The organism is Nocardioides sp. Root1257, from assembly GCF_001425175.1.
Classification (GTDB): domain Bacteria; phylum Actinomycetota; class Actinomycetes; order Propionibacteriales; family Nocardioidaceae; genus Nocardioides.
On sequence record NZ_LMDV01000010.1, the window covers coordinates 289,700 to 315,114 of the forward strand.

Annotated in this window: 26 protein-coding genes and 1 pseudogene; 12 read left to right on the forward strand and 15 right to left on the reverse strand. The window is 72.0% G+C overall.

Annotated elements, in window-relative coordinates; all coding sequences use genetic code 11:
• Positions 1-24: 24 nt before the first annotated feature.
• On the forward strand, positions 25-675 hold the full coding sequence (locus ASC77_RS20350; RefSeq protein ID WP_056157134.1) for a histidine phosphatase family protein: 651 nt from the start codon (positions 25-27) through the stop codon (positions 673-675).
• A gap of 94 nt (positions 676-769) precedes the next feature.
• On the opposite strand, the gene ASC77_RS20355 is transcribed toward ASC77_RS20350, so the two are convergent.
• From ASC77_RS20355 to ASC77_RS20385, 7 genes are read right to left on the reverse strand one after another with little or no spacing between them, the layout of a single operon-like run.
• Positions 770-1,393 (reverse strand): sirohydrochlorin chelatase, encoded by a 624-nt coding sequence (locus tag ASC77_RS20355; protein ID WP_056157137.1) that lies wholly within the window; start codon positions 1,391-1,393, stop codon positions 770-772.
• Complete coding sequence (locus tag ASC77_RS20360; RefSeq protein ID WP_056157139.1) at positions 1,390-2,517, reverse strand: uroporphyrinogen-III synthase; 1,128 nt, start codon at positions 2,515-2,517, stop codon at positions 1,390-1,392. The genes ASC77_RS20355 and ASC77_RS20360 overlap by 4 nt, the downstream gene beginning before the upstream one ends.
• Positions 2,514-2,843, reverse strand: coding sequence for a nitrite reductase small subunit NirD (gene nirD, locus ASC77_RS20365; protein WP_235547832.1), 330 nt, complete (start codon positions 2,841-2,843; stop codon positions 2,514-2,516). The genes ASC77_RS20360 and nirD overlap by 4 nt, the downstream gene beginning before the upstream one ends.
• 8 nt (positions 2,844-2,851) lie before the next feature.
• The gene (gene nirB / locus ASC77_RS20370) at positions 2,852-5,368 is read right to left on the reverse strand and encodes a nitrite reductase large subunit NirB (protein WP_056157144.1); all 2,517 of its coding nucleotides are present in this window, start codon (positions 5,366-5,368) and stop codon (positions 2,852-2,854) included.
• Positions 5,365-6,714 (reverse strand): FAD-dependent oxidoreductase, encoded by a 1,350-nt coding sequence (locus ASC77_RS20375; protein WP_056157146.1) that lies wholly within the window; start codon positions 6,712-6,714, stop codon positions 5,365-5,367. Before ASC77_RS20375 ends, nirB begins: the two co-directional genes overlap by 4 nt.
• A complete protein-coding gene (locus tag ASC77_RS20380) occupies positions 6,711-8,729 on the reverse strand; it encodes a molybdopterin oxidoreductase family protein (RefSeq protein WP_056157148.1) in 2,019 nt (672 codons plus the stop codon). Before ASC77_RS20380 ends, ASC77_RS20375 begins: the two co-directional genes overlap by 4 nt.
• Positions 8,730-10,190, reverse strand: a complete 1,461-nt coding sequence (locus ASC77_RS20385) for an MFS transporter (protein ID WP_056157274.1) — start codon at positions 10,188-10,190, stop codon at positions 8,730-8,732.
• A 337-nt stretch (positions 10,191-10,527) separates the two neighbouring features.
• Here ASC77_RS20385 and ASC77_RS27600 point away from each other — a divergent pair, with 337 nt between their 5' ends.
• The 8 genes and pseudogenes from ASC77_RS27600 to ASC77_RS20410 all read left to right on the forward strand — a co-directional run bounded on the left by ASC77_RS27600 (position 10,528) and on the right by ASC77_RS20410 (position 17,114).
• The gene (locus tag ASC77_RS27600; RefSeq protein ID WP_056157150.1) at positions 10,528-10,887 is read left to right on the forward strand and encodes a DUF485 domain-containing protein; all 360 of its coding nucleotides are present in this window, start codon (positions 10,528-10,530) and stop codon (positions 10,885-10,887) included.
• 1 nt (position 10,888) lies between these two features.
• Complete coding sequence (locus ASC77_RS20395) at positions 10,889-12,523, forward strand: cation acetate symporter (protein WP_056157152.1); 1,635 nt, start codon at positions 10,889-10,891, stop codon at positions 12,521-12,523.
• 85 nt (positions 12,524-12,608) lie between these two features.
• Positions 12,609-13,601 (forward strand): AMP-binding protein (locus ASC77_RS27605; RefSeq protein WP_157560357.1); only part of this gene is annotated, 993 nt, incomplete at its 3' end.
• A gap of 58 nt (positions 13,602-13,659) precedes the next feature.
• On the forward strand, positions 13,660-13,922 hold a 263-nt coding region (locus ASC77_RS27610), incomplete at its 3' end, for an AMP-binding protein (RefSeq protein ID WP_414813201.1).
• A 1-nt stretch (position 13,923) separates the two neighbouring features.
• Positions 13,924-14,460: AMP-binding protein (locus ASC77_RS27615; RefSeq protein WP_414813198.1), on the forward strand; the 537-nt coding region annotated here is incomplete at its 3' end.
• 1 nt (position 14,461) lies between these two features.
• A pseudogene (locus tag ASC77_RS27875) lies at positions 14,462-15,213 on the forward strand (AMP-binding enzyme); the annotation flags it as partial.
• Between the two features lie 146 nt (positions 15,214-15,359).
• Positions 15,360-16,670, forward strand: a complete 1,311-nt coding sequence (gene nhaA, locus ASC77_RS20405; RefSeq protein ID WP_056157154.1) for a Na+/H+ antiporter NhaA — start codon at positions 15,360-15,362, stop codon at positions 16,668-16,670.
• 21 nt (positions 16,671-16,691) lie between these two features.
• Positions 16,692-17,114, forward strand: a complete 423-nt coding sequence (locus ASC77_RS20410; RefSeq protein ID WP_056157156.1) for a phage holin family protein — start codon at positions 16,692-16,694, stop codon at positions 17,112-17,114.
• A 118-nt stretch (positions 17,115-17,232) separates the two neighbouring features.
• Here ASC77_RS20410 and ASC77_RS20415 read toward each other — a convergent pair whose 3' ends face one another.
• From ASC77_RS20415 to nth, 4 genes are read right to left on the reverse strand one after another with little or no spacing between them, the layout of a single operon-like run.
• Positions 17,233-18,408 (reverse strand): MarP family serine protease, encoded by a 1,176-nt coding sequence (locus ASC77_RS20415; RefSeq protein ID WP_056157158.1) that lies wholly within the window; start codon positions 18,406-18,408, stop codon positions 17,233-17,235.
• Complete coding sequence (locus tag ASC77_RS20420; protein ID WP_056157159.1) at positions 18,405-19,136, reverse strand: NUDIX hydrolase; 732 nt, start codon at positions 19,134-19,136, stop codon at positions 18,405-18,407. The genes ASC77_RS20415 and ASC77_RS20420 overlap by 4 nt, the downstream gene beginning before the upstream one ends.
• Entirely contained in the window at positions 19,133-19,732 is a 600-nt protein-coding gene (locus ASC77_RS20425; protein ID WP_056157162.1) for a TlpA family protein disulfide reductase, read from the reverse strand. Before ASC77_RS20425 ends, ASC77_RS20420 begins: the two co-directional genes overlap by 4 nt.
• A complete protein-coding gene (gene nth / locus ASC77_RS20430; RefSeq protein WP_056157164.1) occupies positions 19,729-20,439 on the reverse strand; it encodes an endonuclease III in 711 nt (236 codons plus the stop codon). Before nth ends, ASC77_RS20425 begins: the two co-directional genes overlap by 4 nt.
• Positions 20,440-20,586: 147 nt before the next feature.
• Here nth and ASC77_RS20435 point away from each other — a divergent pair, with 147 nt between their 5' ends.
• The 3 genes from ASC77_RS20435 (at position 20,587) to ASC77_RS20445 (ending at position 23,119) form a co-directional block, all read left to right on the forward strand.
• A complete protein-coding gene (locus ASC77_RS20435; protein WP_056157166.1) occupies positions 20,587-21,264 on the forward strand; it encodes a Crp/Fnr family transcriptional regulator in 678 nt (225 codons plus the stop codon).
• A gap of 149 nt (positions 21,265-21,413) precedes the next feature.
• Complete coding sequence (locus ASC77_RS20440) at positions 21,414-21,917, forward strand: SigE family RNA polymerase sigma factor (protein WP_056157167.1); 504 nt, start codon at positions 21,414-21,416, stop codon at positions 21,915-21,917.
• Positions 21,914-23,119, forward strand: a complete 1,206-nt coding sequence (locus ASC77_RS20445; RefSeq protein ID WP_056157169.1) for a PD40 domain-containing protein — start codon at positions 21,914-21,916, stop codon at positions 23,117-23,119. Before ASC77_RS20440 ends, ASC77_RS20445 begins: the two co-directional genes overlap by 4 nt.
• Here ASC77_RS20445 and ASC77_RS20450 read toward each other — a convergent pair.
• From ASC77_RS20450 to ASC77_RS26805, 4 genes are read right to left on the reverse strand one after another with little or no spacing between them, the layout of a single operon-like run.
• Positions 23,101-23,922, reverse strand: a complete 822-nt coding sequence (locus ASC77_RS20450) for an MBL fold metallo-hydrolase (protein WP_056157170.1) — start codon at positions 23,920-23,922, stop codon at positions 23,101-23,103. The two genes, ASC77_RS20445 and ASC77_RS20450, sit on opposite strands and share 19 nt — an antisense overlap.
• Positions 23,919-24,788, reverse strand: coding sequence for an NUDIX hydrolase (locus ASC77_RS20455; protein ID WP_056157172.1), 870 nt, complete (start codon positions 24,786-24,788; stop codon positions 23,919-23,921). The genes ASC77_RS20450 and ASC77_RS20455 overlap by 4 nt, the downstream gene beginning before the upstream one ends.
• Positions 24,785-25,249 (reverse strand): RidA family protein, encoded by a 465-nt coding sequence (locus ASC77_RS20460; RefSeq protein ID WP_056157174.1) that lies wholly within the window; start codon positions 25,247-25,249, stop codon positions 24,785-24,787. The genes ASC77_RS20455 and ASC77_RS20460 overlap by 4 nt, the downstream gene beginning before the upstream one ends.
• Positions 25,246-25,401, reverse strand: a complete 156-nt coding sequence (locus ASC77_RS26805) for a DUF4177 domain-containing protein (protein WP_091110903.1) — start codon at positions 25,399-25,401, stop codon at positions 25,246-25,248. Before ASC77_RS26805 ends, ASC77_RS20460 begins: the two co-directional genes overlap by 4 nt.
• Positions 25,402-25,415 lie beyond the last annotated feature (14 nt).

Here is a 25,415-nt window from a genome sequence, read left to right on the forward strand (position 1 = left end):
GGCCCGATCCGTAGGCTGGCCGGCGTGCGCCTGATCCTTATCCGTCACGGCGAGACGCCGTCCAACGTGGCGGGCGCCCTCGACACCGCGATCCCCGGCGCGCCGCTGACCCCGCTGGGTCACCGGCAGGCGGACGCGATCCCGGCGGCGCTGGCAGACGAGGCGATCACGGCCGTCCACGCCTCGCCGCTGGTCCGCACCCAGCTCACCGCCACTCCCCTGGCGACCGCCCGCGGCCTGGAGATCGTCGTCAGCGACGGGCTCGAGGAGATCGGGGCCGGTGAGCTCGAGATGAGGACCGACCAGCTCTCGATCTCGTCGTACGCCTCCACGGTCACCGCCTGGATCGCCGGCGACCTCGCCGTCCCCATGCCGGGCGGGCCGGACGGGCACTCCTTCTTCAACCGGTACGACGCAGCCGTGGGCGCGATCGCCGCCGGCCATGCCGACGACGCGACCGTCGTGGCGGTCAGCCACGGTGCGGCGATCCGCACCTTTGCCGCCAGGCACGGCGGACCGCGCGAGGAGCGGCTGCTCAACACCGGCGCCGTGGTCCTCGACGGGGACCCGTCGTCGGGGTGGACGGTGGCCCGCTGGTCGCGCGACCCCCTCGGTGGCGCGCACCTCGTCGACGAGCAGGCGCTCGACCCGACGGGCGACCCCGACCCGGTCTGACGCCGCCATCGCTTGTAACGCGGGGTTAGCACCACTAGGCACCCCGTTCGAACGGGGTCACCAGTGGCCCTAACCCCGCGTTACAAGCGCGACCTCAGGCCGACCGCAGCCCCGCCAGCGCCTCGACCGCCCGCGACACGACCAGGTCCACGACGGCGGGGTGGGCCCCGATCACGTCGGCGACGACGGCCGCAGCACCCGACTCCGAGCGGACCCGGGACGCGAAGTGCCCCGGGGCCAGCAGGTACGGCGACACGACGTCGTCGGGCGTCACCACCTCGGCCGGCCGGCGACCGACCCCGGACAGCGTCGCGAGCCGCACCGGGCCGCCCCACTCCTCGGAGAGGTACGCCGCGGCGAGCACCTGGTCGCGGGTGGCGAGCGGGTCCCGGGAGCCGGCGGCCACCATCACGACCGGCGCCCCGGGAGATGCACCCGCTGCGACCAGGCGATCGGCCTGCGCGGCGGCGAGCAGCGGGTCGGGCCCGAGCGCGCGGGCGCCCCGGAGGTCGTGGCGCACGTGGTGGCCGGTGGACAGCAGCAGCGGGACGAGCACCGACGGCTCGTCGGACAGCGTGGAGTAGAGCGGCGTGCAGAGCTCGACGTACGACGCCACCCACGGCAGGCCGAGCCGGGTGCCGGCGGCGCCGGTGATCGCCCGGGCGACGGCGTTGCCCTCCGCCGTGCGGGTCCCGTGGGCGACCGTCACCAGCCTCACGGCGCGAGCGCCAGCCGGTAGCCGCGCTTGACGACGGTCTGGACCGTCCGGGTCCCGAGGCCGGCGCGCAGCCGCGCGACCGCCATCTCGACCGCGTGCTCGGAGCCCGCGGTCCCGGAGGGCAGCATCGCGAGCAGGGCCTGGCGGGAGACGACGTTGCCGGGGTTGGCGACCAGCGCCTGCAGGACGGCGGCCGGCGCGGGCGTCAGCTTCACGTCGGCGCCGTCGAGGAGCACCTCGTCGCCGTGGAGCAGCAGCTGGCGACCGCCGACCAGCTCGATCGTCAGGCCGGAGCGACGCGAGGGCAGCTCGGTCTCGAGCTGCTTGACCATCGCAGCGAGGCGGGAGCGGTCCGGGTAGATCGTCGGCACGCCCCACATCTCGAAGGCGGCGGCGGTGACGGGCCCGACGCAGGAGGCGACGACGTCGGCCTGGAACGCCGAGACCAGGTCGTCGCGACGCCCGGTGGAGCCGGCGGCCTCCATCAGCGCCGCGACCGCCGGCGCCGAGGTGAACGTGACCGCGTCGAGCTTGCGCTCCGCGATCAGGTCGATCATCGCGAACATCGGTCCCGGGTCGTCGGCGGCCGCCACCCGGTAGACGGTCACCGTCGTGACCTCCGCGCCCTGGCGGCGCAGGGCGTGGGCGACCATCGACAGCGACTGCCCGTGCTCCTGCACGACGATCCGGCGGCCGGCGAGCGGCCGGCCGCGCAGGTGCTCGAGCACGTCCTCGAAGCACTCGGACTCGGGCGCCCACAGCTCACGGAGACCCTGGCGGCGCAGCGCGCCGACGCTCTTCGGGCCGCGGGCGAGGATCTCGGCTCCCTCGAGCGCGGCCAGCAGGTCGGGCAGGAGGCCCCACCGCTCGGCGGCCTCGAACCACGCCTTCATGCCGATCCCCGTCGTGGCCAGGAACATGTCGACCGGCCGGCTGAGCACCTCCTCGGTCGCCGCCCGCAGCTCGTCGTCGTCGACGTGGTTGGGGTCGAGGGACAGGGCCGGCGCCCACTCGACGGTCGCGCCGCGACGCTCCAACAGACCCACCTGCTCGTCGACCTTCCGGGCGGCGGTCACGCCGATGCGGAAGCCCTCGAGCGGAAGACCGGTCGGGCTCTCGGTCACGGACCCTCCTCGTGTGGCCGGCCGACGAGCACCATGCCGTCGTCGACCCGGACGTCGTACGTCGGGACCCGGACCGCCGCGTCGTCGAGGCACTGTCCGGTGCGCAGGTCGAAGGCCTGCTTGTGCATCGGTGAGGCGACGAACGAGACGTCGCCGCGCGTTCCGACGATGCCCCGAGCCAGCACCGATGCCTGGGAACAAGGGTCGTAGTTGGAGATCGCGTACACGTTGCCGTCGTGTGTCCGGAAGATTGCGACCGCAGCGCCCTCGACCAGTGCGGCGACCCCGCCCTCGACCTCGATCTGGTCGAGACGACAGACCGGCACTCCCCCGTTCACTGGGGCGCACCCACCGGGATGGTCCTTCCCAGCGACACCGGACCGTCGGAGTCGGCCGGCTGCACCTGCCCGCGCACGCTGGTGAAGGAGATGTGCGGGTCCGGGGTGTCCGGTGCGTTCACGAAGGACACGAAGCGGGCCAGCTTGTCCGGGTCGTCGAGCGTCGCCGACCACTCGTCGACGTACGTGTCCACGTGCCGGGCCATCGCCGCCTCCAGCTCGGTGCCCAGCCCGAGCACGTCGTCGACGACGACGGCGCGCACCCGGTCGAGGCCGCCGTCGAGGCCGTCCACCCACGGCGCCGTCCGCTGCAGCCGGTCGGCGGTGCGGATGTAGTACATGAGGAACCGGTCCAGGTAGCGGACCAGCGTCTCGCGGTCGAGGTCGCCCGCGAGCAGCTGCGCATGGGCCGGGTTGGCGCCGCCGTTGCCGGCGACGTAGAGGTTCCAGCCCTTCTCGGTCGCGATCACGCCGAAGTCCTTCGACCGCGCCTCCGCGCACTCGCGGGCGCAGCCGCTGACCCCGCCCTTGAGCTTGTGCGGGGAGCGGAGGCCGCGGTAGCGCAGCTCCAGGTCGATCGCGAGCTGGGTCGAGTCCTGGACGCCGTACCGGCACCAGGTCGAGCCGACGCAGGACTTCACCGTGCGCAGGGACTTGCCGTACGCGTGCCCGGACTCGAAGCCGGCGTCGACGAGCCGGCGCCAGATCGCGGGCAGCTGCTCCATCCGGGCGCCGAGGAGGTCGATCCGCTGGCCACCGGTGATCTTCGTGTAGAGGTCGAAGTCGCGGGCGACCTCGCCGATCACGATCAGCTTGTCGGGGGTGATCTCCCCGCCGGCGATGCGCGGGACGACGGAGTAGGTGCCGTTGCGCTGGATGTTGGCGAGGTAGGCGTCGTTGGTGTCCTGGAGGGTACGACGGTCGCCCTCCAGCACGTGCCCGTTGATCTGGCTCGCGAGGATCGACGCGATGGCCGGCTTGCAGATGTCGCAGCCGCGGCCGGTGCCGTGCGCCGCGACGATGTCGTCGAAGCGGGTGTGGCCGTGGACGGCGATCACCTCGAAGAGCTCCTGCCGGGTCAGCGCGAAGTGCTCGCAGAGGCTCCGGTCGACGACCTTGCCCTGGGACTCGAACCAGTCCTCGATGATCTTCTTCGTCTGCGCCTTGCAGGAGCCGCAGGTGCTGCCGGCGCGGGTCGTCCCGTGGGTCGCGGCGGCCGCGATGATGTCGCCCTTCGTCACGTCGTTGCAGGAGCAGACCTGCGCCTCGTCGGGCAGCTCCACGCCGGCGCCGCCGCGGCCGGCGGGCAGGATCAGCTCCTCCGGGTTGTCGGGCAGCTCGATGCCGGAGGCGACCATCGGCCGGAGCACGCCGTACGCCGAGGCGTCGCCGACCAGGATCCCGCCGAGCAGCTGCTTGCCGTCCTCGCTCACGACGAGCTTCTTGTAGATGCCCGCGACGGCATCGGAGAAGACCAGCTCCAGCGCGCCGTCGGTCGCGGCGAAGGCGTCGCCGAAGGACGCCACGTCGACGCCCATCAGCTTGAGCTTGGTGGACATGTCGGCGCCGGTGAAGCTGCCCGGCCCGCCGAGCAGGGCGTCGACGACGACCTCGGCCATCGCGTAGCCGGGCGCCACCAGGCCGTACATCCGACCGCCCGGCGCCGCGCACTCGCCGATCGCCCAGACGTGCTCGTCGGACGTGCGGCACCGCTCGTCCACGAGGACGCCGCCCCGCTCGGCCAGCTCGAGCCCGGCGTCGCGGGCCAGCCGGTCCCGCGGCCGGATCCCGGCGGAGAAGACGACGATCTCGGCGGCCACCGGCTCCCGGTCCTTCAGCGCCAGGCCGGTGACCCGGTCATCGCCCAGGACCCGCTCGGTCGCGGAGCCGGTGTGCACGGTCAGGCCGAGCTCCTCGATGTGGCGCGTCAGCACGGCGCCACCGGCGGCGTCGACCTGCACGGCCATCAGCCGCGGCGCCATCTCGACGACGTGGGTCTCGAGGCCGAGCTGGGCGAGCGCGTTGGCCGCCTCGAGGCCGAGCAGTCCGCCGCCGATCACCGCGCCGACCTTCGCCGTGGTGGCCGCGTCCCGGATCGCCTCCAGGTCCTCGATGGTGCGGTAGACGAAGCAGCCGTCGAGGTCGTGACCGGGGATCGGCGGCACGAACGGTGCTGCCCCGGTCGCCAGCACCAACTCGTCGTACTGGACGACCTCGCCCCCGGACAGCAGCACGCACCGCGTCTCGGGGTCGAAGCCCTCGACCTCGGTGCCGGTCAGCAGCCGCACCCGCGGGTCGTCGTACACGCCCGCCGGCAGGAAGGAGAGCTCGTCGGCGCCCACCTCGAAGAAGGACGTCAGGGCCACCCGGTCGTACGCCGCGCGCGGCTCGTCGCCGACGACGACGAGGTCGTAGGTCTCGGTGAGGCCGCGCTCGATCGCGGCCTGCACGAAGCGGTGGCCGACCATGCCGTGGCCGGCGACGACGAGGGTCTTGCGGTGGTGCGTGCTCATCTTCGGGTTCCCTCCAGGGTGCGGGTGGCGAGGAGCTGTCGTACGGCGGGGGCGCAGCCGCCGCAGCCGGTGGTCGCGCGGGTGGTGGCGCGCACGTCGTCGAGCGAGGAGCAGGCGCGGACCCGGCCGGCGCTGACACCCGCGCACGCGCAGACCTCGGCGTCGTCGGGGAGGGCGACCGGCCCCGCCGTCCGCTCGCCCATCAGCAGGTCGCCGGGTTCGCGCGCGCCGAGGACGGTGCCGCGGTCGTAGTGCTGGGTGATCTGGCCGATCCGGGAGAGGTCGCCGACCAGGGTGGCGGCGACGATGACGCCGTCGCGGACCACGAGCTTGCGGTGGCTGCCGACCACCGGGTTGGTGACCTCCACGACCTGCCCCTCGGCCCGCTCGGGGTCGCCGAGGACGGCGACGTCGAGGTCGGTCGCGCGCAGGCGGGCGACGGTGCGGGAGCCGTCGTACGTGACGTCCTCGCCGGCGAGGTGCCGCGCCAGCAGGCCCGCCTGCTCCCACGCCGGCGGCACGAAGCCGGTGACCTGGTCGCCGTGCTGGGCGCAGTCCCCGATCGCGTGGATGCGCTCGTCGCTGGTGCGGAGGTGGTGGTCGACCACGATGCCGCGGCGTACGTCGAGCCCGGCGCGGCGGGCCAGCGCCGTCGAGGGACGTCCGCCGGCCGTCAGCACCACGAGGTCGGTCTCGAGCGTGTAGCCGTTGTCGAGGGTGAGGCCGCGATCGTCGAGACGCACCGCGCGGGCCCCCGTGTAGACGGTGGTGCCGAGCCGCTTCAGGTCGCGGCCGAGGATGGCACCGGCCCGCGCGTCGACCTGGCTGCGGAGCAGGTGCTCGCCGCCCTCGACGACCTCCGTCGCGAGCCCGCGGATGCTCAGGGCCCGGGCGACCTGCAGACCGAGCAGGCCGCCCCCGACCACGACGGCGTTGCGCGCGTGCGCGACCGCGGCGTCGAGCCGGTGGCAGTCGTCGAGCGTGCGGAACGCGTGCACCTTCTCGTGGAGCCGCCCATCCATCCGCACCAGCCCGCGGATCGGCGGGAGCGTCGGGATGCTGCCGGTGGCGAGCACCAGCCGGTCGTAGGGCACCCGGCTGCGGTCGGCCAGCTCGACCTCGCGCTCGTCACGGTGGATCTCGACGGCCCGGGTGCCGAGCCGCAGGTCGACGTGCTCCGGCAGCGGCATCGCCAGCGCGTCCGGGCTGTGGGTGCCCTCGAGGACGGCGGACAGCAGGATCCGGTTGTACGGCGGGTGCGACTCGTCCCCGAGCACGGTCACGTCCGGGAGCTCCTGCGCGAGCCGGCTGGCCGCCATCCCGGCGCCGACGACGACGGTCCTCATGCCGTCACCGCGCAGGCGCAGACCTTGAACTCCGGCATCCGGCTCGACGGGTCGAGCGCGTCGTTGGTGAGCCGGTTGGTGCCGACCCAGTGGAAGGGCACGAAGACGGTGTCCGGGCGGATGGTGTCGACGACCCGCGCCGGGGCCTTGAGCTCGCCGCGACGGGTGGTCACGACGACCGGCTCCCCGTCGTACGCCCCGATCCGCCGGGCGAGCATCGGGTGCAGCTCGACGAACGGCCCGTCGTCGGGCAGCTCGCGGACGCGCCGGGTCTGGGCGCCGGACTGGTACTGCGCGAGGACGCGCCCGGTGGTCAGGTGGAGCGGGTACGCCGGGTCGACGGGCTCGGCCGGGCCGCGGTGCTCGACCGCGACGAACCGGGCCAGGCCGTCGTCGTGGGCGAACGCGTCGGCGAAGAGCCTCGGGCCGGCCCAGAACACGCCGTGCTCCTCGCGGATCCGGTCGTAGGTGATCTCGGAGTAGTCGGCCCGGCCGCCGGCCGACGCCCGGCCGAGCTCGGCGAACACCTCCTCGGGGTCGGCGGAGAACTCCACGGGTGACCCCACCCGGGCCGCGATCCCGGCCATCACGTCGAGGTCCGAGCGGACCCCCTCGGGCGGCTCGACCGCCTGCTGACGCAGGATCACCCGACCCTCGAGGTTGGTCATGGTGCCGGTCTCCTCCGCCCACTGCGTGACCGGCAGGACGACGTCCGCGAGGGCGGCGGTCTCGCTCAGCACGATGTCGGCGACGACGAGCAGGTCGAGATCGTCGAGCCGCGACCGGACGTGGGTGGCGTTCGGCGCCGACACCACGATGTTGCTGCCGAAGACGAGCAGCGCCTTCGGGCCGCCGTCGGTGCCCAGCGCGTCGAGCAGCTCGTACGCCGAGCGCCCCTTGCCGGGCAGCGTCTCGGCCGGCACTCCCCACACCCGCGCGACGTGCTCGCGGGCGGCCGGGTCGTCGATCATCCGGTAGCCGGGCAGCTGGTCGGCCTTCTGGCCGTGCTCGCGGCCGCCCTGCCCGTTGCCCTGTCCGGTCAGGCAGCCGTAGCCCGCGTTCGCCCGGCCCGGCATGCCCAGTGCGAGCGCCACGTCGATCCAGGCGAGCACGGTGTCGGTGCCCTGCGCGTGCTGCTCGGCGCCGCGCGCGGTCAGGATCGTGACCTTCTCCGCGTCGGCCAGCAGCGTGCCCAACCGGCGCAGCTGCGCTGCTTCCACGCCTGTCACGCGCTCGACCCGCTCGGGCCACCACGCGGCGGCGGCCCGCCGTACGTCGTCCCAGCCGGTCGTCCGGCTCTCGATGAACTCCTCGTCGACCGCGCCGGCGGCGTCCAGCAGGTGCAGCAGACCGAGGGCGATCGGGAGGTCCGTGCCGGGCACCGGCTGGAGGAACGTGTCGGCGCGGTCGGCGGTCGGCGTACGACGCGGGTCGATCACCACCACGTGACCGCCGTGGTCACGGAGCCGGTCGAGGTGCCGCGCAGCCGGCGGCATCGTCTCGGCGAGGTTGCTGCCGACCAGCACGAGCACGTCGGTGTGCTCGATGTCGGCCAGCGGGAAGGGCAGGCCGCGATCGACGCCGAACGCGCGGTTGGCCGCCGACGCCGCCGACGACATGCACCAGCGGCCGTTGTAGTCGACCTGGCTGGTCCCGAGCGCGACCCGGGCCAGCTTCCCGAGCTGGTAGGCCTTCTCGTTGGTGAGCCCGCCACCTCCGAAGACCGCCACCGCGTCCGCGCCGTACGACGACCGCAGCCCGCGCAGCCTGGCGCCGACCAGGTCGAGCGCCTCGTCCCACCCGGCGGCGCGCAGCTCCCCGGTCGCGCGGTCCCGGACTAGCGGTGACGTCAGCCGCTCCCGGTGTCCGCGCAGCCCGGTGGCCGTCCACCCCTTGCGGCACAGCGCCCCCTCGTTGACGGGGAACTCCGGCCAGGGCCGGACCTCGAGGGCGCGGCCCACCCGCTCCAGGTCCATGCCGCACTGGAGCGAGCAGTAGGGGCAGTGGGTCTTCACTCAGACCCCGGCGATCGCGAGCTTCGCGGCAGGGGCAGGGCGGCGCAGGTAGACCGCGTAGGTCACCAGGGCGCAGACGACGTAGTAGGCCGTGAACACCACGAAGGCGCCCTTGGTCGCCGACAGCGGGTCGTCCACCCACGGCGAGCTGAACGCGATCGGGATCAGGAAGCCCCCGAGCGCACCGATCGCGCCGATCACACCGAGCGCGGCGCTCGCCTGCTTGGTCGAGGCTGAGATGGCGGCGGTCCGCTCGGGCGTCCCGGCCTCGGTGGTGGTCTCGGCCTCGCGACGCCAGATCGCCGGGATCATCTTGTACGTCGAGCCGTTGCCGATGCCGGTCGAGGCGAAGATCAGCAGGAAGAACCCGAGGAACCACGGGAAGAGCGACTGGTTGTCGCTCGCGATCGCCGGGTCGGCGCCGGGGTTCGGGGTGAGCTGCATGAGGGTGAGCAGCACCGCGAGCGTGAAGACCACCATGCCGGTGAAGGCGCCGAGGGTGACCTTCGCGCCGCCGTACCTGTCGGCGAGCCAGCCGCCGAGCGGCCGCATGACCGAGCCGACGCCGGCGCCGAGGAACGCGTAGTAGGCGAAGTAGATGCCGGTGCCGAGCGGCGCCGGCTCCGGCACCCAGAAGTTGAGCTTGATCAGCAGCGGCATGGCGGCGGAGTAGCCGATGAACGAGCCGAAGGTGCCGATGTAGAGGAAGGCCATGATCCAGGTGTGCGACTTGCGCACGACCTGCAGCTGCTCCCGCGGCTTCGAGGTGGCGCCGGTGAGGTTGTCCATCCAGAGGTACGCCGCGAGCGTGGCCAGCACCGCGAGGCCGGCGTACACGTAGCCGGCCGTCTGCAGGTGCAGGCCGCCCTCGCTGGCCGTGACGAGACCGAAGATGCCCGCGCCGCCGATCATCACGGGCAGCAGCAGCTGGATGATCGAGACCCCGGCGTTGCCACCGGCAGCGTTGAGCCCGAGGGCGGCACCCTTCTGGGCGGCCGGGTAGAAGAAGTTGATGTTCGCCATCGAGCTGGCGAAGTTGCCGCCGCCGAACCCGGCCGTCGCGGCGATCACGCAGAAGACCCAGAACGGGGTGTCCGGGCGCTGCACGAAGTGCGCGAAGAGCAGGGTCGGGACGAGCAGCAGCCCGGCGCTGATCATCGTCCAGTTGCGGCCGCCGAACCTCGGCACCGCGAACGTGTAGGGCAGCCGCAGCAGCGAGCCGACCAGGTTGGGCAGCGCCACGAGCACGAAGAGCTGCTGCGGGGAGAACGCGAACCCCATCTGCAGCAGGAACGCCGAGCTCACGCTCCAGATCAGCCAGACCGAGAAGCCGAGGTGCTCGGCGAAGATCGACCAGAGCAGGTTGCGGCGCGCGACCTGCCGGCCGCCGCCCTCCCAGAACTCGGCGTCCTCCGGCCGCCAGTCGTCGATCCACCGTCCGGTCGCGTGCGAGCTCGTCATGAGGACCACGCTCGGCCGCCGACGTTTCGCCCACCTCGGGCCGCCGTACCGGAGACGTCAACTTGTCCTCACGGCCTCACGACCCGCACAACCTCACGGCCGGCCGGCGCGCTGTGTACCAGCCCGACGGACCGATGGTCGAGGAGGTTGCGTTGGCAACCGTCTCGAGACCAACGGACGGCGTACGGCGGCAAACCACTCGTCGCGCGAGGCCCACCGCTCGTCGTTTCGACCGAGCCGCTCGGCGCGGATCCCGCTCGCACCCCTGCCCGCCGGCCGCCCGGATGGGCAGGGTGACGGCCATCACAGCCAGCACCGGCCAGCGGAAGGCAGACCCGTGACCGACACCGAACGGCCGCACGACCAGGCGGCCAGGCACGACCCGATCTACGACACGCTCCACCAGGAGCCGGACTTCGTCGAGCTGCGGCGGGCCTACCGCGCCTTCGTCTTCCCGGCGACGGTGGCGTTCCTGTCCTGGTACCTGCTCTACGTCGTGATGAGCAACTGGGCGCACGACTTCATGAGCCACCAGCTCTGGGGCAACATCAACGTCGCGCTCGTCTTCGGGCTGCTCCAGTTCGTCACGACGTTCCTGCTCGCCTGGGTCTACAGCCGCTACTCCACGAGTCGCCTGGACCCGCTCGCCCGCAGGCTCGACGAGCAGTACATCGCCGAGCTCGAAGGGAGGGGCTGAGATGGACGGCGACCAGCTCCTGACGACCACGCTCTTCCTCGCGGTGGTCGCGATCACCGTCGGCATCACCTTCTGGGCCAGCCGTCAGACGTCCGGCGCGGCCGACTTCTACGCCGGCGGCCGCGGCTTCTCCGGCGTCCAGAACGGCCTCGCGATCGGCGGCGACTACATGTCGGCCGCGTCGTTCCTCGGCATCTCCGGTGCCATCGCCCTGAGCGGGTACGACGGCTTCCTCTACTCGATCGGCTTCCTGGTCGCGTGGCTGGTGGCGCTGCTCCTCGTCGCGGAGATGCTCCGCAACTCCGGTCGGTACACGATGGCCGACCAGCTCGCGTTCCGGATGCGCCAGCGCCCCGTGCGCACGGCGGCGGCGACGTCGACCGTCGTCGTCTCGATCTTCTACCTGCTCGCCCAGATGGTCGGCGCGGGCGCCCTCGTCGCCCTGCTCCTCGACGTCAGCGGGGACACCGCGAAGAACATCACCATCTTCGCCGTCGGCGCGCTGATGATCTTCTACGTCACCGTCGGCGGCATGAAGGGCACGACCTGGGTGCAGATCGTCAAGGCCGTGCTGCTGATGGCCGGCTCCGCGCTGATCGTCGTCCTGGTACTGGCGAAGTTCGGGTTCAACCTCTCCGACCTGCTCGGCACCGCGGCGTCCAACAGCGGCAAGGGCCAGGCGTTCCTGGAGCCCGGTCTCAAGTACGGCGTGAGCGACACCAGCAAGATCGACTTCCTCTCGCTCGGCATCGCGCTCGTGCTCGGCACCGCAGGACTGCCCCACATCCTGATCCGCTTCTACACCGTGCCGACCTCGCGGGACGCCCGGAAGTCGGTGCTCTGGGCGATCGGCCTGATCGGCGTGTTCTACCTCTTCACGCTGGTGCTCGGCTTCGGTGCCGCGGCGCTGCTCAACAAGGGCGACTACGCCAAGGTCGTGGCCTCGGGAGGGAACCTCGCCTCACCGCTGCTCGCCCAAGCCGTCGGCGGCGGCGACGGCTCGACCGGGGGCGCCGTCCTGCTGGCCCTGATCTCCGCGGTCGCGTTCGCCACCATCCTCGCGGTCGTCGCCGGCCTGACCCTGACGTCGTCGGTCAGCGTCGCCCACGACATCTACAACGGCGTCATCCGCCGCGGCGAGGCGTCGGAGGGCGAGGAGCTCAAGGTCGCCCGCTGGTCGGCGCTCGCCATCGGCCTGGTGGCGATCCTGCTGGCGATCCCGGCGCAGCGGCTGAACGTCGCGTTCCTGGTCGCGCTCGCCTTCGCGGTCGCAGCCTCGGCCAACCTGCCCGCGATCCTCTACAACATGTTCTGGAGGCGCTTCAACACCCGCGGCGCCGTCTGGAGCATCTACGGCGGCCTGATCTCGTCGGTCGGGCTGGTGATCTTCTCGCCGATCATGTCCGGCAAGGGCATCGACCCCAACACCGGAAAGAACCTGTCGCTGCTGCCCACCAGCATCGACATCTCGTGGTTCCCCCTCGAGAACCCGGGCATCGTCTCGATCCCGCTCGGCTTCTTCCTCGGCTGGCTCGGCACGGTCACCTCGCGCGAGCCCACCGCAGAGGACCGCTACACCGAGCTCGAGGTCCGCGCCCTCAGCGGCGCCGGCTCCGAGAAGGCCGTCCAGCACTGACCCCGACCCCTCACCACCTGGTACCCGCCACGTCCTACTGTGGCGGGTACCACTACTTCCGCCCCCGGAACGTCCAGGAGAGATCGTGACCGAAGAGACCCTGTCGAACCTGCTGAAGGAGGACCGCCGGTTCGAGCCGCCGGCGGAGATCGCCGAGCACGCCAACCTCAAGGAGGAGGCGTACGACCGGGCGGCGTCGGACCGTGACGCATTCTGGTCCGAGCAGGCCGAGCGGCTGGACTGGGCGCAGAAGTGGGACCGCGTCCTCGACTGGGACGACGCACCGTTCGCGAAGTGGTTCGTGGGCGGCAGGCTCAACGCGTCGTACAACTGCGTCGACCGGCACGTCGAGGCGGGCCGGGGCGACAAGGTCGCGATCCACTGGGTCGGCGAGCCGCTCGACGACACCCGCGACATCACCTACGCGCAGCTCAAGGACGAGGTCAGCAAGGCCGCGAACGCGCTCACGGAGCTCGGCGTGCAGACCGGGGACCGGGTCGCGATCTACCTGCCGATGATCCCCGAGGCCGTCGTCGCGATGCTGGCCTGCGCGCGGATCGGCGCCCCGCACACGGTCGTGTTCGGTGGCTTCTCCGCCGACGCGCTGGCGTCGCGGCTCGACGACTGCCAGGCGAAGGTCGTCATCACCTCCGACGGCGGCTACCGCCGCGGCGCACCCTCGGCGCTGAAGCCCGCGGTCGACGAGGCGCGCACCAAGACGAGCGTCGTCGAGAAGGTCCTGGTCGTACGTCGTACCGGCCAGGACGTCGACTGGGACGACGACGTCGACGTGTGGTGGCACGACGCGGTCGACAGCGCGTCGAACGAGCACACCCCCGAGGCGTTCGACGCCGAGCACCCGCTCTACGTCATGTACACCTCCGGGACGACCGGCAAGCCGAAGGGCATCCTGCACACGACGGGCGGCTACCTCGTCGGCACGTCGTACACGCACTGGGCGGTCTTCGACCTCAAGCCCGAGACCGACGTCTACTGGTGCTCGGCCGACATCGGCTGGGTGACCGGCCACTCCTACATGGTCTACGGGCCGCTCGCGAACGGCGCGACGCAGGTGATGNGAGACCGACGTCTACTGGTGCTCGGCCGACATCGGCTGGGTGACCGGCCACTCCTACATGGTCTACGGGCCGCTCGCGAACGGCGCGACGCAGGTGATGTACGAGGGCACCCCGGACGCCCCCGAGCGCGGCCGCTGGTGGCAGATCATCCAGGACTACAAGGTCACCATCTTCTACACCGCGCCCACCGCGATCCGGTCGTTCATGAAGCAGGGCCGCGAGATCCCGGACCGCTTCGACATGTCGTCGCTGCGCATCCTCGGCTCGGTCGGCGAGCCGATCAACCCGGAGGCCTACGTCTGGTACCGCCACGTCATCGGNATCCCGGACCGCTTCGACATGTCGTCGCTGCGCATCCTCGGCTCGGTCGGCGAGCCGATCAACCCGGAGGCCTACGTCTGGTACCGCCACGTCATCGGCGGCGACCGCACCCCGGTCGTCGACACCTGGTGGCAGACCGAGACCGGGATGATCATGATCAGCCCGCTGCCCGGCGTCACCGACGGCAAGCCCGGCTCCGCGATGATCCCGATCCCCGGCATCTCCGCCGACGTCGTCACCGAGGACGGCACCTCGGTGCCCAACGGCTCCGGCGGCTACCTCGTGCTCACCGAGCCGTGGCCGTCGATGCTGCGCACCATYTGGGGCGACGACGAGCGCTACAAGGACACCTACTGGTCGCGCTACCCAGCGACCGACGACAGGCAGGGCTGGTACTTCGCCGGCGACGGCGCCAAGAAGGACTCCGACGGCGACCTGTGGGTCCTCGGCCGGGTCGACGACGTCATGAACGTCTCCGGCCACCGGCTCTCCACCACCGAGATCGAGTCGGCGCTCGTGTCGCACCCGAAGGTCGCCNGCGTCGGGATCTCGGCGATCACGTGGAAGAAGGACTCCGACGGCGACCTSTGGGTCCTCGGCCGGGTCGACGACGTCATGAACGTCTCCGGCCACCGGCTCTCCACCACCGAGATCGAGTCGGCGCTCGTGTCGCACCCGAAGGTCGCCGAGGCCGCGGTCGTCGGCGCCAAGGACGAGGACACCGGCCAGGCGGTGTGTGCGTTCGTGATCCTGCGCGAGGAGGCCGGCGACGGCGGCGAGGACATCGTCGARGAGCTGCGCAACCACGTCCGCAAGGAGATCGGCGCGATCGCCAAGCCACGCCAGATCATGATCGTCCCGGAGCTCCCGAAGACCCGCTCCGGCAAGATCATGCGCCGCCTGTGCCACCGGCTCTCCACCACCGAGATCGAGTCGGCGCTCGTGTCGCACCCGAAGGTCGCCGAGGCCGCGGTCGTCGGCGCCAAGGACGAGGACACCGGCCAGGCGGTCTGCGCGTTCGTCATCCTCCGCGAGGAGGCCGGCGACGGCGGCGAGGACATCGTCGAGGAGCTGCGCAACCACGTCCGCAAGGAGATCGGCGCGATCGCCAAGCCACGCCAGATCATGATCGTCCCGGAGCTCCCGAAGACCCGCTCCGGCAAGATCATGCGCCGCCTGCTCCGCGACGTGGCCGAGCACCGTGAGGTCGGCGACGTCACCACCCTCGCCGACTCCACGGTCATGGACCTGATCAAGGACAAGGAGTCGGCCGGCGGCTCCGACGAGTAGCCGACCCGGCACTGGTTGTCAGCCGACCCGGCGCTGGTTCTCACTCCTGAGGTGAAACCAGCGCCGGGTCGGCGTTCGCTAGGGTGGGTCCAGGTGCGCCGGGAAGTCTGGTCGGCAGTCGTGCCGTCGACCCTCCAGGGAGCACCGTGAGCCAGCCCAGCCAGCGTCGTCCGGGGCCGCCGCTCTTCTCCCGCGGCAGCTGGCTGGAGAGCTCGCGCACGGCGGGGATCCTGCGGGCCGAGACGACCGGCGGCCTGCTGCTGATCGCCGCCGCGGCCGTCGCCCTCATCTGGGCCAACACCCGGTGGTCGGACGCGTACTTCGACCTGCGCGACCACGTCGTCGGACCCGAGGCCCTGCACCTCGACCTGACGCTCGGCACCTGGGCCGCCGACGGTCTCCTGGCGATCTTCTTCTTCGTGGCCGGCCTCGAGCTCAAGCGCGAGTTCGTCGCCGGCGACCTCCGCGACCCGCGACGTGCGGCCCTGCCGGTCGTCGCCGCGGTCGGAGGCATGGCCACGCCCGCCATCGTCTACGTGCTGTGGAACCTCGGCCCGAACGGCGACCTCAGCGGGTGGGCGATCCCCACCGCCACCGACATCGCGTTCGCCGTCGCGATCCTCGCCGTGATCAGCACGCACCTGCCCACCGGTCTGCGGACGTTCCTGCTGACGCTCGCCGTCGTCGACGACCTGCTGGCGATCACGATCATCGCGCTCTTCTACACCGACCACCTCGCGCTGGGCTGGCTGCTCCTCGCCGTCATCCCGATCGCCGCCTTCGGGCTGCTGGTGCAACGCCGGATCTGGTCGTGGTGGCTGCTCATCCCCCTGGCCCTCCTCGCCTGGGGCTGCGTGCACGCGTCCGGCGTGCACGCGACCGTCGCGGGCGTCTCGCTCGCGTTCACGGTGCCGGTGCTCCGACGTGACGGCCAGGACGGCCGCGGGCTGGCCGAGTACCTCGAGACCCTGGTGCGCCCGATCTCCGCGGGAGTGGCAGTCCCGGTCTTCGCGTTCTTCGCTGCGGGGGTCGCCGTCGGCGGGGTCGAGGGGCTCCGGAGCGCACTGTCCGACCCCGTCGCGCTCGGGATCGTGTGCGGCCTGGTCGTCGGCAAGACCGTCGGCATCGCCGGCTCGACCTGGCTGCTGTCGACCTTCACCCGGGCCGACCTCGACGACGAGCTCGCCTGGATCGACGTCATCGGCATGGCGATGCTGGCTGGCGTCGGGTTCACCGTGTCGCTGCTCATCGGAGAGCTGGCCTTCGGGAGTGACAGCGCGGAGAACGACCACGTGAAGGTCGCCGTCCTCGTCGGGTCGCTGGTCGCGGTCGTGCTCGCGACGATCGTGCTGCGCACCCGCAACCGGGTCTACCGGCGGGTGTGCGAGGCCGAGGAGCTCGACAGCGACCTCGACGGCGTCCCCGACGTCTACCAACGGGGCGACGAGAACCGCTGAGCGTTCTGTAGGGTTGCGCGCATGGCGACCAACCAGGCCCCGGCACCTTCGACGCCTGAGGACGAACCCACCATCGGCAGGCTGGTCCACGACGCCACCCGGGACATCTCCACGCTGGTCCAGAAGGAGATCCAGCTCGCGAAGTCCGAGCTGAAGGTGAGCGTCAGGGCCGGCGGCGTCGGTATCGGGATGTTCGCGGCCGCGGTCTTCCTGCTGGTGCTCGCGGTGATCATGCTGTCCGTCGCGATCGCGTACTTCATCAACTGGAACGGCGACGGCCTCGCCCTGCACTGGGCGTTCCTGATCGTGTTCGGCTTCTACGCACTGCTCGCGGCGCTCCTGGTCTTCCTCGGCATCCGCAGCGTCAAGAAGGTGCGCGCGCCCGAGCGCGCGATCGAGCAGGGCCGCGAGATCCCGAAGGCGCTCAAGGGTCAGACGAGCTGACGCGGGGCTGAGGCTGCTTCTCGGCTCACCGGATCTCGACCCGCCCGTAGCGGCTTCGTTCCTCAGCCGCGGGGCTTGCTCGATCCTCCTGCGCCGCGGGTGCCAGCGCTCCGCGCTGTCACCCTGCGCAGTCGCCCGTACTGACCTGGTCGGAGCGGCTCAGGCCCTCGGCCGCGGCCTGGGAGACCTGGTCGGCGGTCAGCGCGTAGCCGGTGTCGTGGTCGTTGACCGACGCCGCGAAGACGACCCCGACGACCTCGCCCTTCGAGGAGACGATCGGGCCACCGGAGTTGCCCGGCCGGATCAGGCCGCGGAGCGAGTAGACGTCGCGGATGACCGAGCCGTTGCCGTAGATGTCCGGGGACCGCAGCCGCTGCTGGGCGCGGATCCGACCGGGCTGCACGTCGTACGGGCCGTCCTCGGGGTAGCCGAGGATCGCGACCCCCGTGCCGGCGCCGCCGCTGCGGTTGAACGGGAGGGTGGCGGTGTCGCCGCTGTCGAAGGCGAGGACGGCGACGTCGACGTCGGGGTTGTAGTAGACGACGTCGGCGTCCAGGGTGGTGTCGCCGATGACGACCTCAGGGTCCTTGACCCCGGCCACCACGTGGGCGTTGGTCATCAGGCGGTTCTGGGCGTAGATGAAGCCGGAGCCCTCGACCCCGCGGCCGCAGGAGTTGTCGCCGTGGATCTTGACGACGCTGGCGGCGGCGCGCTCGACGTCGGGGTCGTGCAGCAGCCGCTTGGGGCCGGGGCCGACCTCGACGATCCGCTCCGGCGCGAACGGCTCGAGGTAGCGCGGGAAGAAGCTGGTGCCGACGACGTTGTTGAACGCCTGGAGCGCGCCGTCGGCGGTGTCGGGCAGCGCCTCGTCGACGTGGGCCAGGACCGCCGACTCGCGGACGAGCGGGGTGATGCCGCCGATCCGCGATCCGGAGATCGCGACGCCCAGGGCCCAGGCGACGATCAGCACCGCGACCGCGCTGAGGAGCGCCCCGCCGACCGCGTCCAGCGCGCGGGCCGGCTGCCAGGTGATCTTGTCGCGGATCCGGGAGCCGACGAACTGGAAGAGCGCCTGACCGAGCGAGGCGGACAGGATCACGATGAAGAGCGCACCCAGGGAGACCCACATCGACGGGTCCGCGTCACCGAGGGCGGTCGGCGCGAGCCACACGCCGAACAGGCCGCCGAGCAGCAGTCCGGTCGTGGCGAACGCACCGGTGATGAAGCCCTGCCAGTAGCCCGAGAGCGCGTAGGCGAGGACGAGCACGACCAGCAGCCAGTCGAGCAGGTTCATCGTCCACCCCCGCGGCGCTGTTCGTCGTCGATGTCGAGCAGGTCAGCGGAGCGGCGTTCCTGTCCGGTGAACATATAAGCGGGTAGATCGCGGATGCGCGACTCGTTCCAGGGGACGGACCAGCCCAGGAAGTCCAGGAGCCGGGCGATGATGCCGCCGGTGAAGCCCCACAGGATGACGTCGTGGTCGGCGCCGATGAGGAATCCGGGGCTGCGGTAGTCGCCCACAGGCATCCGCACGGTGATCCGGTGCTCGGGGTCGATCAGCTCGGCGAGCGGCACGTGGTGGATCGCGTGCACCTCCGCGCGACTCACCACGGAGACCTCCGCCGGCTCGCTCCACCAGCCGAGGATCGGAGTCACGGCGAAGTTGCTCGGCGGCAGCCACAGCTCGGGCAGCCGCCCGAAGACCGTGACGGAGCTCGGCTCGACACCGACCTCCTCCTCCGCCTCACGCAGCGCGGCCTCGACGACGTTCTCCCCCGGGTCCAGCGACCCACCCGGGAAGGACACCTGCCCGGGGTGCGAGCGCATGTCGTGGGCCCGCTCGGTGAGGAGCAGCTCGCCGCCCTGCGGGCCGTCGCCGAAGAGCATGAGCACGGCGCCGCGCCGGGCGTCAATGCCCGGCGGCGGGACGAACCGGGTCAGGTCGGACGCCTCGATCTCGCGGGCCGCGCGCTCGACCGGGCGCAGCCAGTCGGGGAGCTCGGGCGCGTCTGGCCCGCTCACAGCGCGACACCCAGGTGGTCGTCGACCAGGTCGACCAGGTCGTCGACCGAGTCGACCCCGCCGGGGACGACCTCGACGTCACCGTCGGCGCTGACGAACAGGAAGATCGGGATGCCCAGGAAGTGCGGGACCGGGTCGCTGCCGTTGATGTCACCGCCGGGGTCGGCGACCAGCGGGTAGGTCACCCCCGACTTCTTCGCGAGCGCGAGCGCGGCGGCGGGCTGCTGGTCCTGGTAGTCGATCCCCAGCACCGGGACCTGCTCGCCGTACTTCTCGTAGAAGGCCTGGACCGCGGGCATCTCCTTGCGGCACGGTCCGCACCACGACGCCCACAGGTTGACGATCATCGGGCCCTGGAGGGTCGTGAGGTCGACGTCGGGCCCGCCACCCAGGCAGGGCAGCGTGAGGTCGGGCAGGCCGCCGTCGGTGGCCGTCCCCGGGGCGCAGTCCTCGATGTCCGTCGCGCCCTTGAGCTTCTGCAGCTGCGGGGTGTCGACGTCGACCTTCGACTGGCCCGGCGGCTTCACGTCGTCCGCGTTGCAGCCGGACAGCAGGAGCGCGACCGCCGCCGTGGCGGCCAGCAGCGCACGCCTCATGCGCGGCCTTCGGTCTTGACGAGCTTGGCCGCAGCCTCGGGGTCGGTCGGGCCCTCGCCGTACGACGGGCACCACTGCGCGACGGTGCACGCGCCGCACGCGGGCTTCTGCTTGTGGCAGACCCGGCGGCCGTGCCAGATCAGGTGGTGGCTGAGCATCGTCCAGTCGCGCTTCTCGAAGAGGGCACCGACGGCGTGCTCGGCCTTGACCGGGTCGGTCTCCTCGGTCCAGCCGAAGCGGCGGGCGAGCCGGCCGAAGTGGGTGTCGACCGTGATGCCCGGGATGCCGAACGCGTTGCCGAGCACGACGTTGGCGGTCTTGCGACCGACGCCGGGCAGCTTGACCAGGTCGTCGAGCCGGGGCGGCACCTGCCCGCCGTGGTCCTCGACCAGCGCGGCGCTCAGCTTGAGCAGGGACTCCGTCTTGGCCCGGAAGAACCCGAGCGGGCCGACGATCCCCTCCAGCGTCTCGCGGTCGGCCGCCGCCATCGCGCGGGCGTCCGGGTAGGCCGCGAAGAGCGTCGGGCGGACGGCGTTGACCCGCTTGTCGGTCGTCTGCGCGGAGAGCACGGTGACGACCAGCAGCTGGAACGGATCGTCGAAGTCGAGCTCGCACTTCGCGTCCGGGTAGGTCTCGCCCAGGACGCGGTCGATCTTGCGCGCACGGCGCACGAGACCGGTGCGCGTCTCGGCGGAGGTGGCAGGCACGGCGCAAGCGTACGGCGACCCGGGGACACTCCCCGATTCGCCCTTGCGGGCGACTTGCGGACGCCGGTGCAGCCTGTGAGGTTTCCCACTGGCTAGGATCTACGCGGAACCCGTGTGCTTACGGGTCCATCTTCACGAGGAGGATCCGTGGACAACGACGTACTCCGTCAGGCACCGCTGTTCAGCGCGCTCGACGACGAGGCCGCCACCGCCCTGCGCGGCTCGATGGCCGAGAGCCGCCTGCGGCGCGGCGATGTGCTGTTCCACGAGGGGGACTCCGGCGACAAGCTGTACGTCGTGCTCGACGGCAAGGTGAAGCTCGGCCGCACCTCGTCCGACGGCCGCGAGAACCTGCTGGCCATCCTCGGCCCGGGCCAGATGTTCGGCGAGCTGTCGCTCTTCGACCCGGGCCCGCGCTCGGCGACGGTGACCGCGGTGACCGACGCGACCTTCGCCTCGCTCTCGCACGAGGACCTGCTGCGCTGGCTCGAGGGCCGCCCGGTCGTCGCCCGCGGCCTGCTCGCCCAGCTCGCCGGCCGCCTGCGCAAGGCCAACGACGTCGTCGCCGACCTGGTCTTCTCCGACGTGCCCGGTCGTGTCGCCAAGGCCCTGCTCGACCTCGCCGACCGCTTCGGGCGCACCGCCGACGACGGCGTGCACGTCCACCACGACCTCACGCAGGAGGAGCTGGCCCAGCTGGTCGGCGCCTCCCGCGAGACCGTCAACAAGGCGCTCGCCGACTTCGCCTCGCGCGGCTGGCTGCGTCTCGAGCCCCGCTCGGTCGTGATCATGGACGTCGAGCGCCTGGGCCGCCGCGCCCGCTGAGCGCGTTCAGGGATACCCGGTTCACCGGGTGTCCCTGGACTTCGAGGGCTTTGCAAAGGCCGAGAAGTTCATGAAGTGCCCAACAAGTTCGCGCACAGTGACCCCCGCACCACCCCGCCGCAGCGTCTGAGGGGGTGAGAGGGGGCCAGGTGCCGCAGCCGTACGACGAGGACGCGTTCCGCGCGTTCGTGGTGGCGCGCACGGCCGCGCTCTCGCGCACGGCGTACCTGCTCACCGGCGACGCCCACCTCGCCGAGGACCTCGTCCAGACCGCCCTGTTCAAGGCGGCGAAGGGCTGGCACCGGATCGAGGGCGACCCGGAGCCGTACGTCCGACGCATCCTCTACACCCAGAACGTGTCCTGGTGGCGCCAGCGTCGACACGTGCGCGAGCAGCGCCTCGGCGGGTACGACGCCGCGGCCGTCACCACCGACACCGACCTGCGCCTCAGCCTGGAGGACGCGCTCGCCCGGCTGACCACCAAGCAGCGGACCGTGCTCGTGCTCCGCTACTTCGAGGACCTGACCGAGGTGCAGACCGCCGGCATCCTCGGGATCGGCGCCGGCACCGTGAAGTCGACGACGCGCCAGGCCCTGGCCCGGCTTCGCGCCCTCGCCCCCGACCTCGCCGAGCACGTGGGAGACCCCCGATGACCCTCCATGACGAGCTCGAGCGCATCGCAGCGCACGCACCGGCCGTCGACGTGCCCGACGACACCTGGGCGCGCGCCCGCGGCGCCCGACGTCGCGACCTCGGCCTCGTGGTCGCCGGCATCGCCGCTGCGCTCGCCCTCCTCGCCGGAGCCGTGTCCTGGCTGCCGGACCGGCTCGATCCGCCCGTCGCCAGCACCGACGGTCTCGGCGTGCCCGACCGCCTGTACGCCGTACCCGAGCGGATGTCGGATCGCGAGAACGACGGCTCCTGGATGCGCGACGAGGTGACCGACGACCCGACCGTGGTCGGCGTCGGCGCCGCCGCCTGGGTCACCGACCAGGGACTGCCCGTCGTGGTCGGCGCCTCGGACGGCGCCTACCACCTGCTCGACCTGCCCGACTTCGCCGGCAACAACGAGACCTTCGCCCGCGGTCTCGGCATCCCCGTGGTCGCGCTGTCGCCCGACGGACGCCGGCTGGCCTACGGGTACGCCGCCTTCGGTCCCGACGCGGCGACCGCACCGATCCCGAGCGGCATCCGCGTCGTGGACCTGACGACCGGCGAGGTCCGGGAGATCCCCGTGCCGGGCAAGGAAGGCACGGCGATCGACCGGATCGAGTGGTCGGAGGACGGGCGCTGGCTGGCGTTCACCGGCCGACCGCAGGACACCTGGACCGCCGGTTCCATGGGCAGCCGCGGCCCGGGTGTCATCGGCCGGGTGCCTCCGGGCTCCGACCAGGCCGTCGTCCGCGCGATCGCCGCCGCCGATCCCGGCATCTCGGTCAACGACCGAGGCATCGTCGGACTGGACGTCGGCACCTTCAAGACCTGGGTCGGCGACACCATCGTCGAGCCCGACGCGATCCTCGACGTGCCTCTGGACCGTCGGCTGGGCACCACCGCGGACGGCGCCACGGTGCGCTTCCTCGACGCCCGGCCGCAGGGCGCGGAGTCGGTGGTGCTCGACCAGTCGGGATACACCGGCACCCCGGTCGTCGACGTGCCCGGCGGGATCGGCCCCTCGCTCTCGCTCGCGACCGGCCTGATGTCGTCCGACGACCCCACCGTGAGCCGCCCCGAGCCGAGCTGGCCCTGGACCGACGAGAGGATCGCGATCTCGATCGGCCTCGGCGTGGCCGCGGCGACCGTCGTGCTCCTCGCGCTGCTGGGGGGCGTGCGTCGCTACCGCGCCGCCAGGTAGGCGAGCTGTGCGCGGACCGACCACTCGGCAGCGCCCCAGAGGGACTCGTCGACGTCGGCGTACACGACCTCGACGACCTGGCGCGGCAGGGACTCGTCCTCGGCCAGCTCCGCTGTCAGGGGTACGCCGAGCTCGCGCAACGCCGACTCGACCTGGGCCAGCCGCTCGCGGCGGTGCGCGAGGTAGAAGTCGAGCACCCCGAGCGCGTCGTCGAGCACCGGTCCGTGGGCCGGCCACAGCGTCCGCACCTCGCCGGAGAGCGCCAGCTCCCGCATCCGTGAGATCGAGTCGAAGTAGGGGCCGAGCTGGCCGTCGGGGTGCGCCACCACCGTGGTCCCGCGGCCGAGCACCATGTCGCCCGTCAGCAGCGCCCCGTCGCCGGGCAGCACCAGCGAGATCGAGTCGGCGGTGTGGCCGGGGGTGGTCAGGATCCGGAGCGAGAGCCCGTCGACGTCGATGTCCTCGCCGTCGACCAACGGGTCAGCGCCCACGCAGAGCGCGGGGTCGAGCGCGCGCACGGCGCACCCCTTGCGGGCCGCGAACTCGGCGGCGACCTCGGCGTGGTCGAAGTGGTGGTGGGTGAGCAGCACCAGGCCGACGTCGCCGAGCTCGGCGGTGAGCCGGTCCAGGTGGCCGTCCTCGATCGGACCCGGGTCGACGACGACCGACGCGGACGCCCCGGGCTCCTGGAGCACCCAGGTGTTGGTGCCGTCGAGCGTCATCATCCCGGGGTTCGGTGCCAGGAAGCACCGGCCGCGCGACCCGAAGGCACCGCCCGACCAGTCGCTCCGGGGGGCCGTCATGGCCGCCGGCGCGCCGCGACCAGGGGCCGCAGCCGGTCCGGCATCGAGAGCGTCCAGCCCTCGCCCAGCGGCTCGACCGACGGCGTGAACATCTCCACCGACCGCGACGCCGCCACCACCAGCACCTCCTCGGGCGAGTCGTGCTCGCCGACCTCCATCGAGGTGAGGTACGTCGGCGGCATCAGCGCGAGCTCGCCCGCGTCCGCCTGCTCGGCGGCGACGCGGGCCGGGATCCAGTCCACGGACGACGACTCGGTCGAGACGTCGCGGGTCACCTGCCCCGACGGCAGCGAGGCGACGAAGAACCAGGTGCGGTAGCGCTTCGGCTCGAAGATCGGCGTCAGCCACGCGTCCCAGACACCGAGCAGGTCGGTGCGCAGCACCAGCCCGCGACGGTTGAGGAAGTCGGTCATCGACAGCTCGCGCGACTCCAGCGCGACCCGGTCGGCCTCCCAGTCGTCGGCGGTCGTGTCGGCGACGACGTTCGAGTCCGACGTACCGGCCAGCAGGACGCCCGACTCCTCGAACGTCTCGCGTACGGCGGCGCACACCAGCGCCCGTGCGGTCTCCTCGTCACAGCCGAGCCGCGCGGCCCAGTCGGACGGCGAGGGCCCGGCCCAGGCCACGGTCGCGTCGAAGTCCCGCTTGTCGACGCCACCGCCCGGGTAGACGCACATGCCACCGGCGAAGTCCATGGAGACCTGGCGGCGTAGGAAGTAGAGCTCCGGCCCCTGCTCCGAGGGACGCATCAGGATCACGGTCGCCGCGTTGCGCGGCTCGGCCGGCTCCTGCCGGCCGTCCTCGAACTCGCGCGCGACGTCGACCAGCCGGTCCGGGAGCGGGACCGGCGGGAGCGGGATCCTCATGAGGCGACGCGGACGATCAGCTCGACCTCGACCGGCGCGTCCAGCGGCAGCACCGGTACGCCGACGGCCGAGCGCGCGTGGATGCCCGCGTCACCGAAGACCTGGCCGAGCAGCTCCGAGGCGCCGTTGGCGACCTGCGGCTGGCCCGTGAAGTCGGGCGTCGACGCGATGAACGCGACGACCTTCACGACCTGCGCGACGCGGTCCAGGTCACCGATGACGGACTTCACCGCCGCGATGGCGTTGAGCACGCACTGCTGTGCGCACTCCTTCGCCTCCTCGGGACCGATCTCGCCGCCGACCTTGCCGGTGTACATCAGCTCGCCGCTGCGCATCGGCAGCTGGCCCGACGTGAACACCAGGTCGCCCGACACCACGGCGGGCACGTACGCCGCGACCGGCTTGGCCACCTCAGGCACCGAGAGCCCGAGCTCGGCGAGGCGGTCCTCGGGGGCGCTCACTGGAGCGGCCGCTTGAAGTAGCCGACCAGGTTCTCCGGGTTCATGCCGGGCGCGATCTGCACCAGCTCCCACCCGTCGGCCCCGAAGTTGTCCAAGATCTGCTTGGCCGCGTGCGTGAGGATCGGCGCGGTCAGGTACTCCCACTTCGTCATGCTCGGCACCCTAC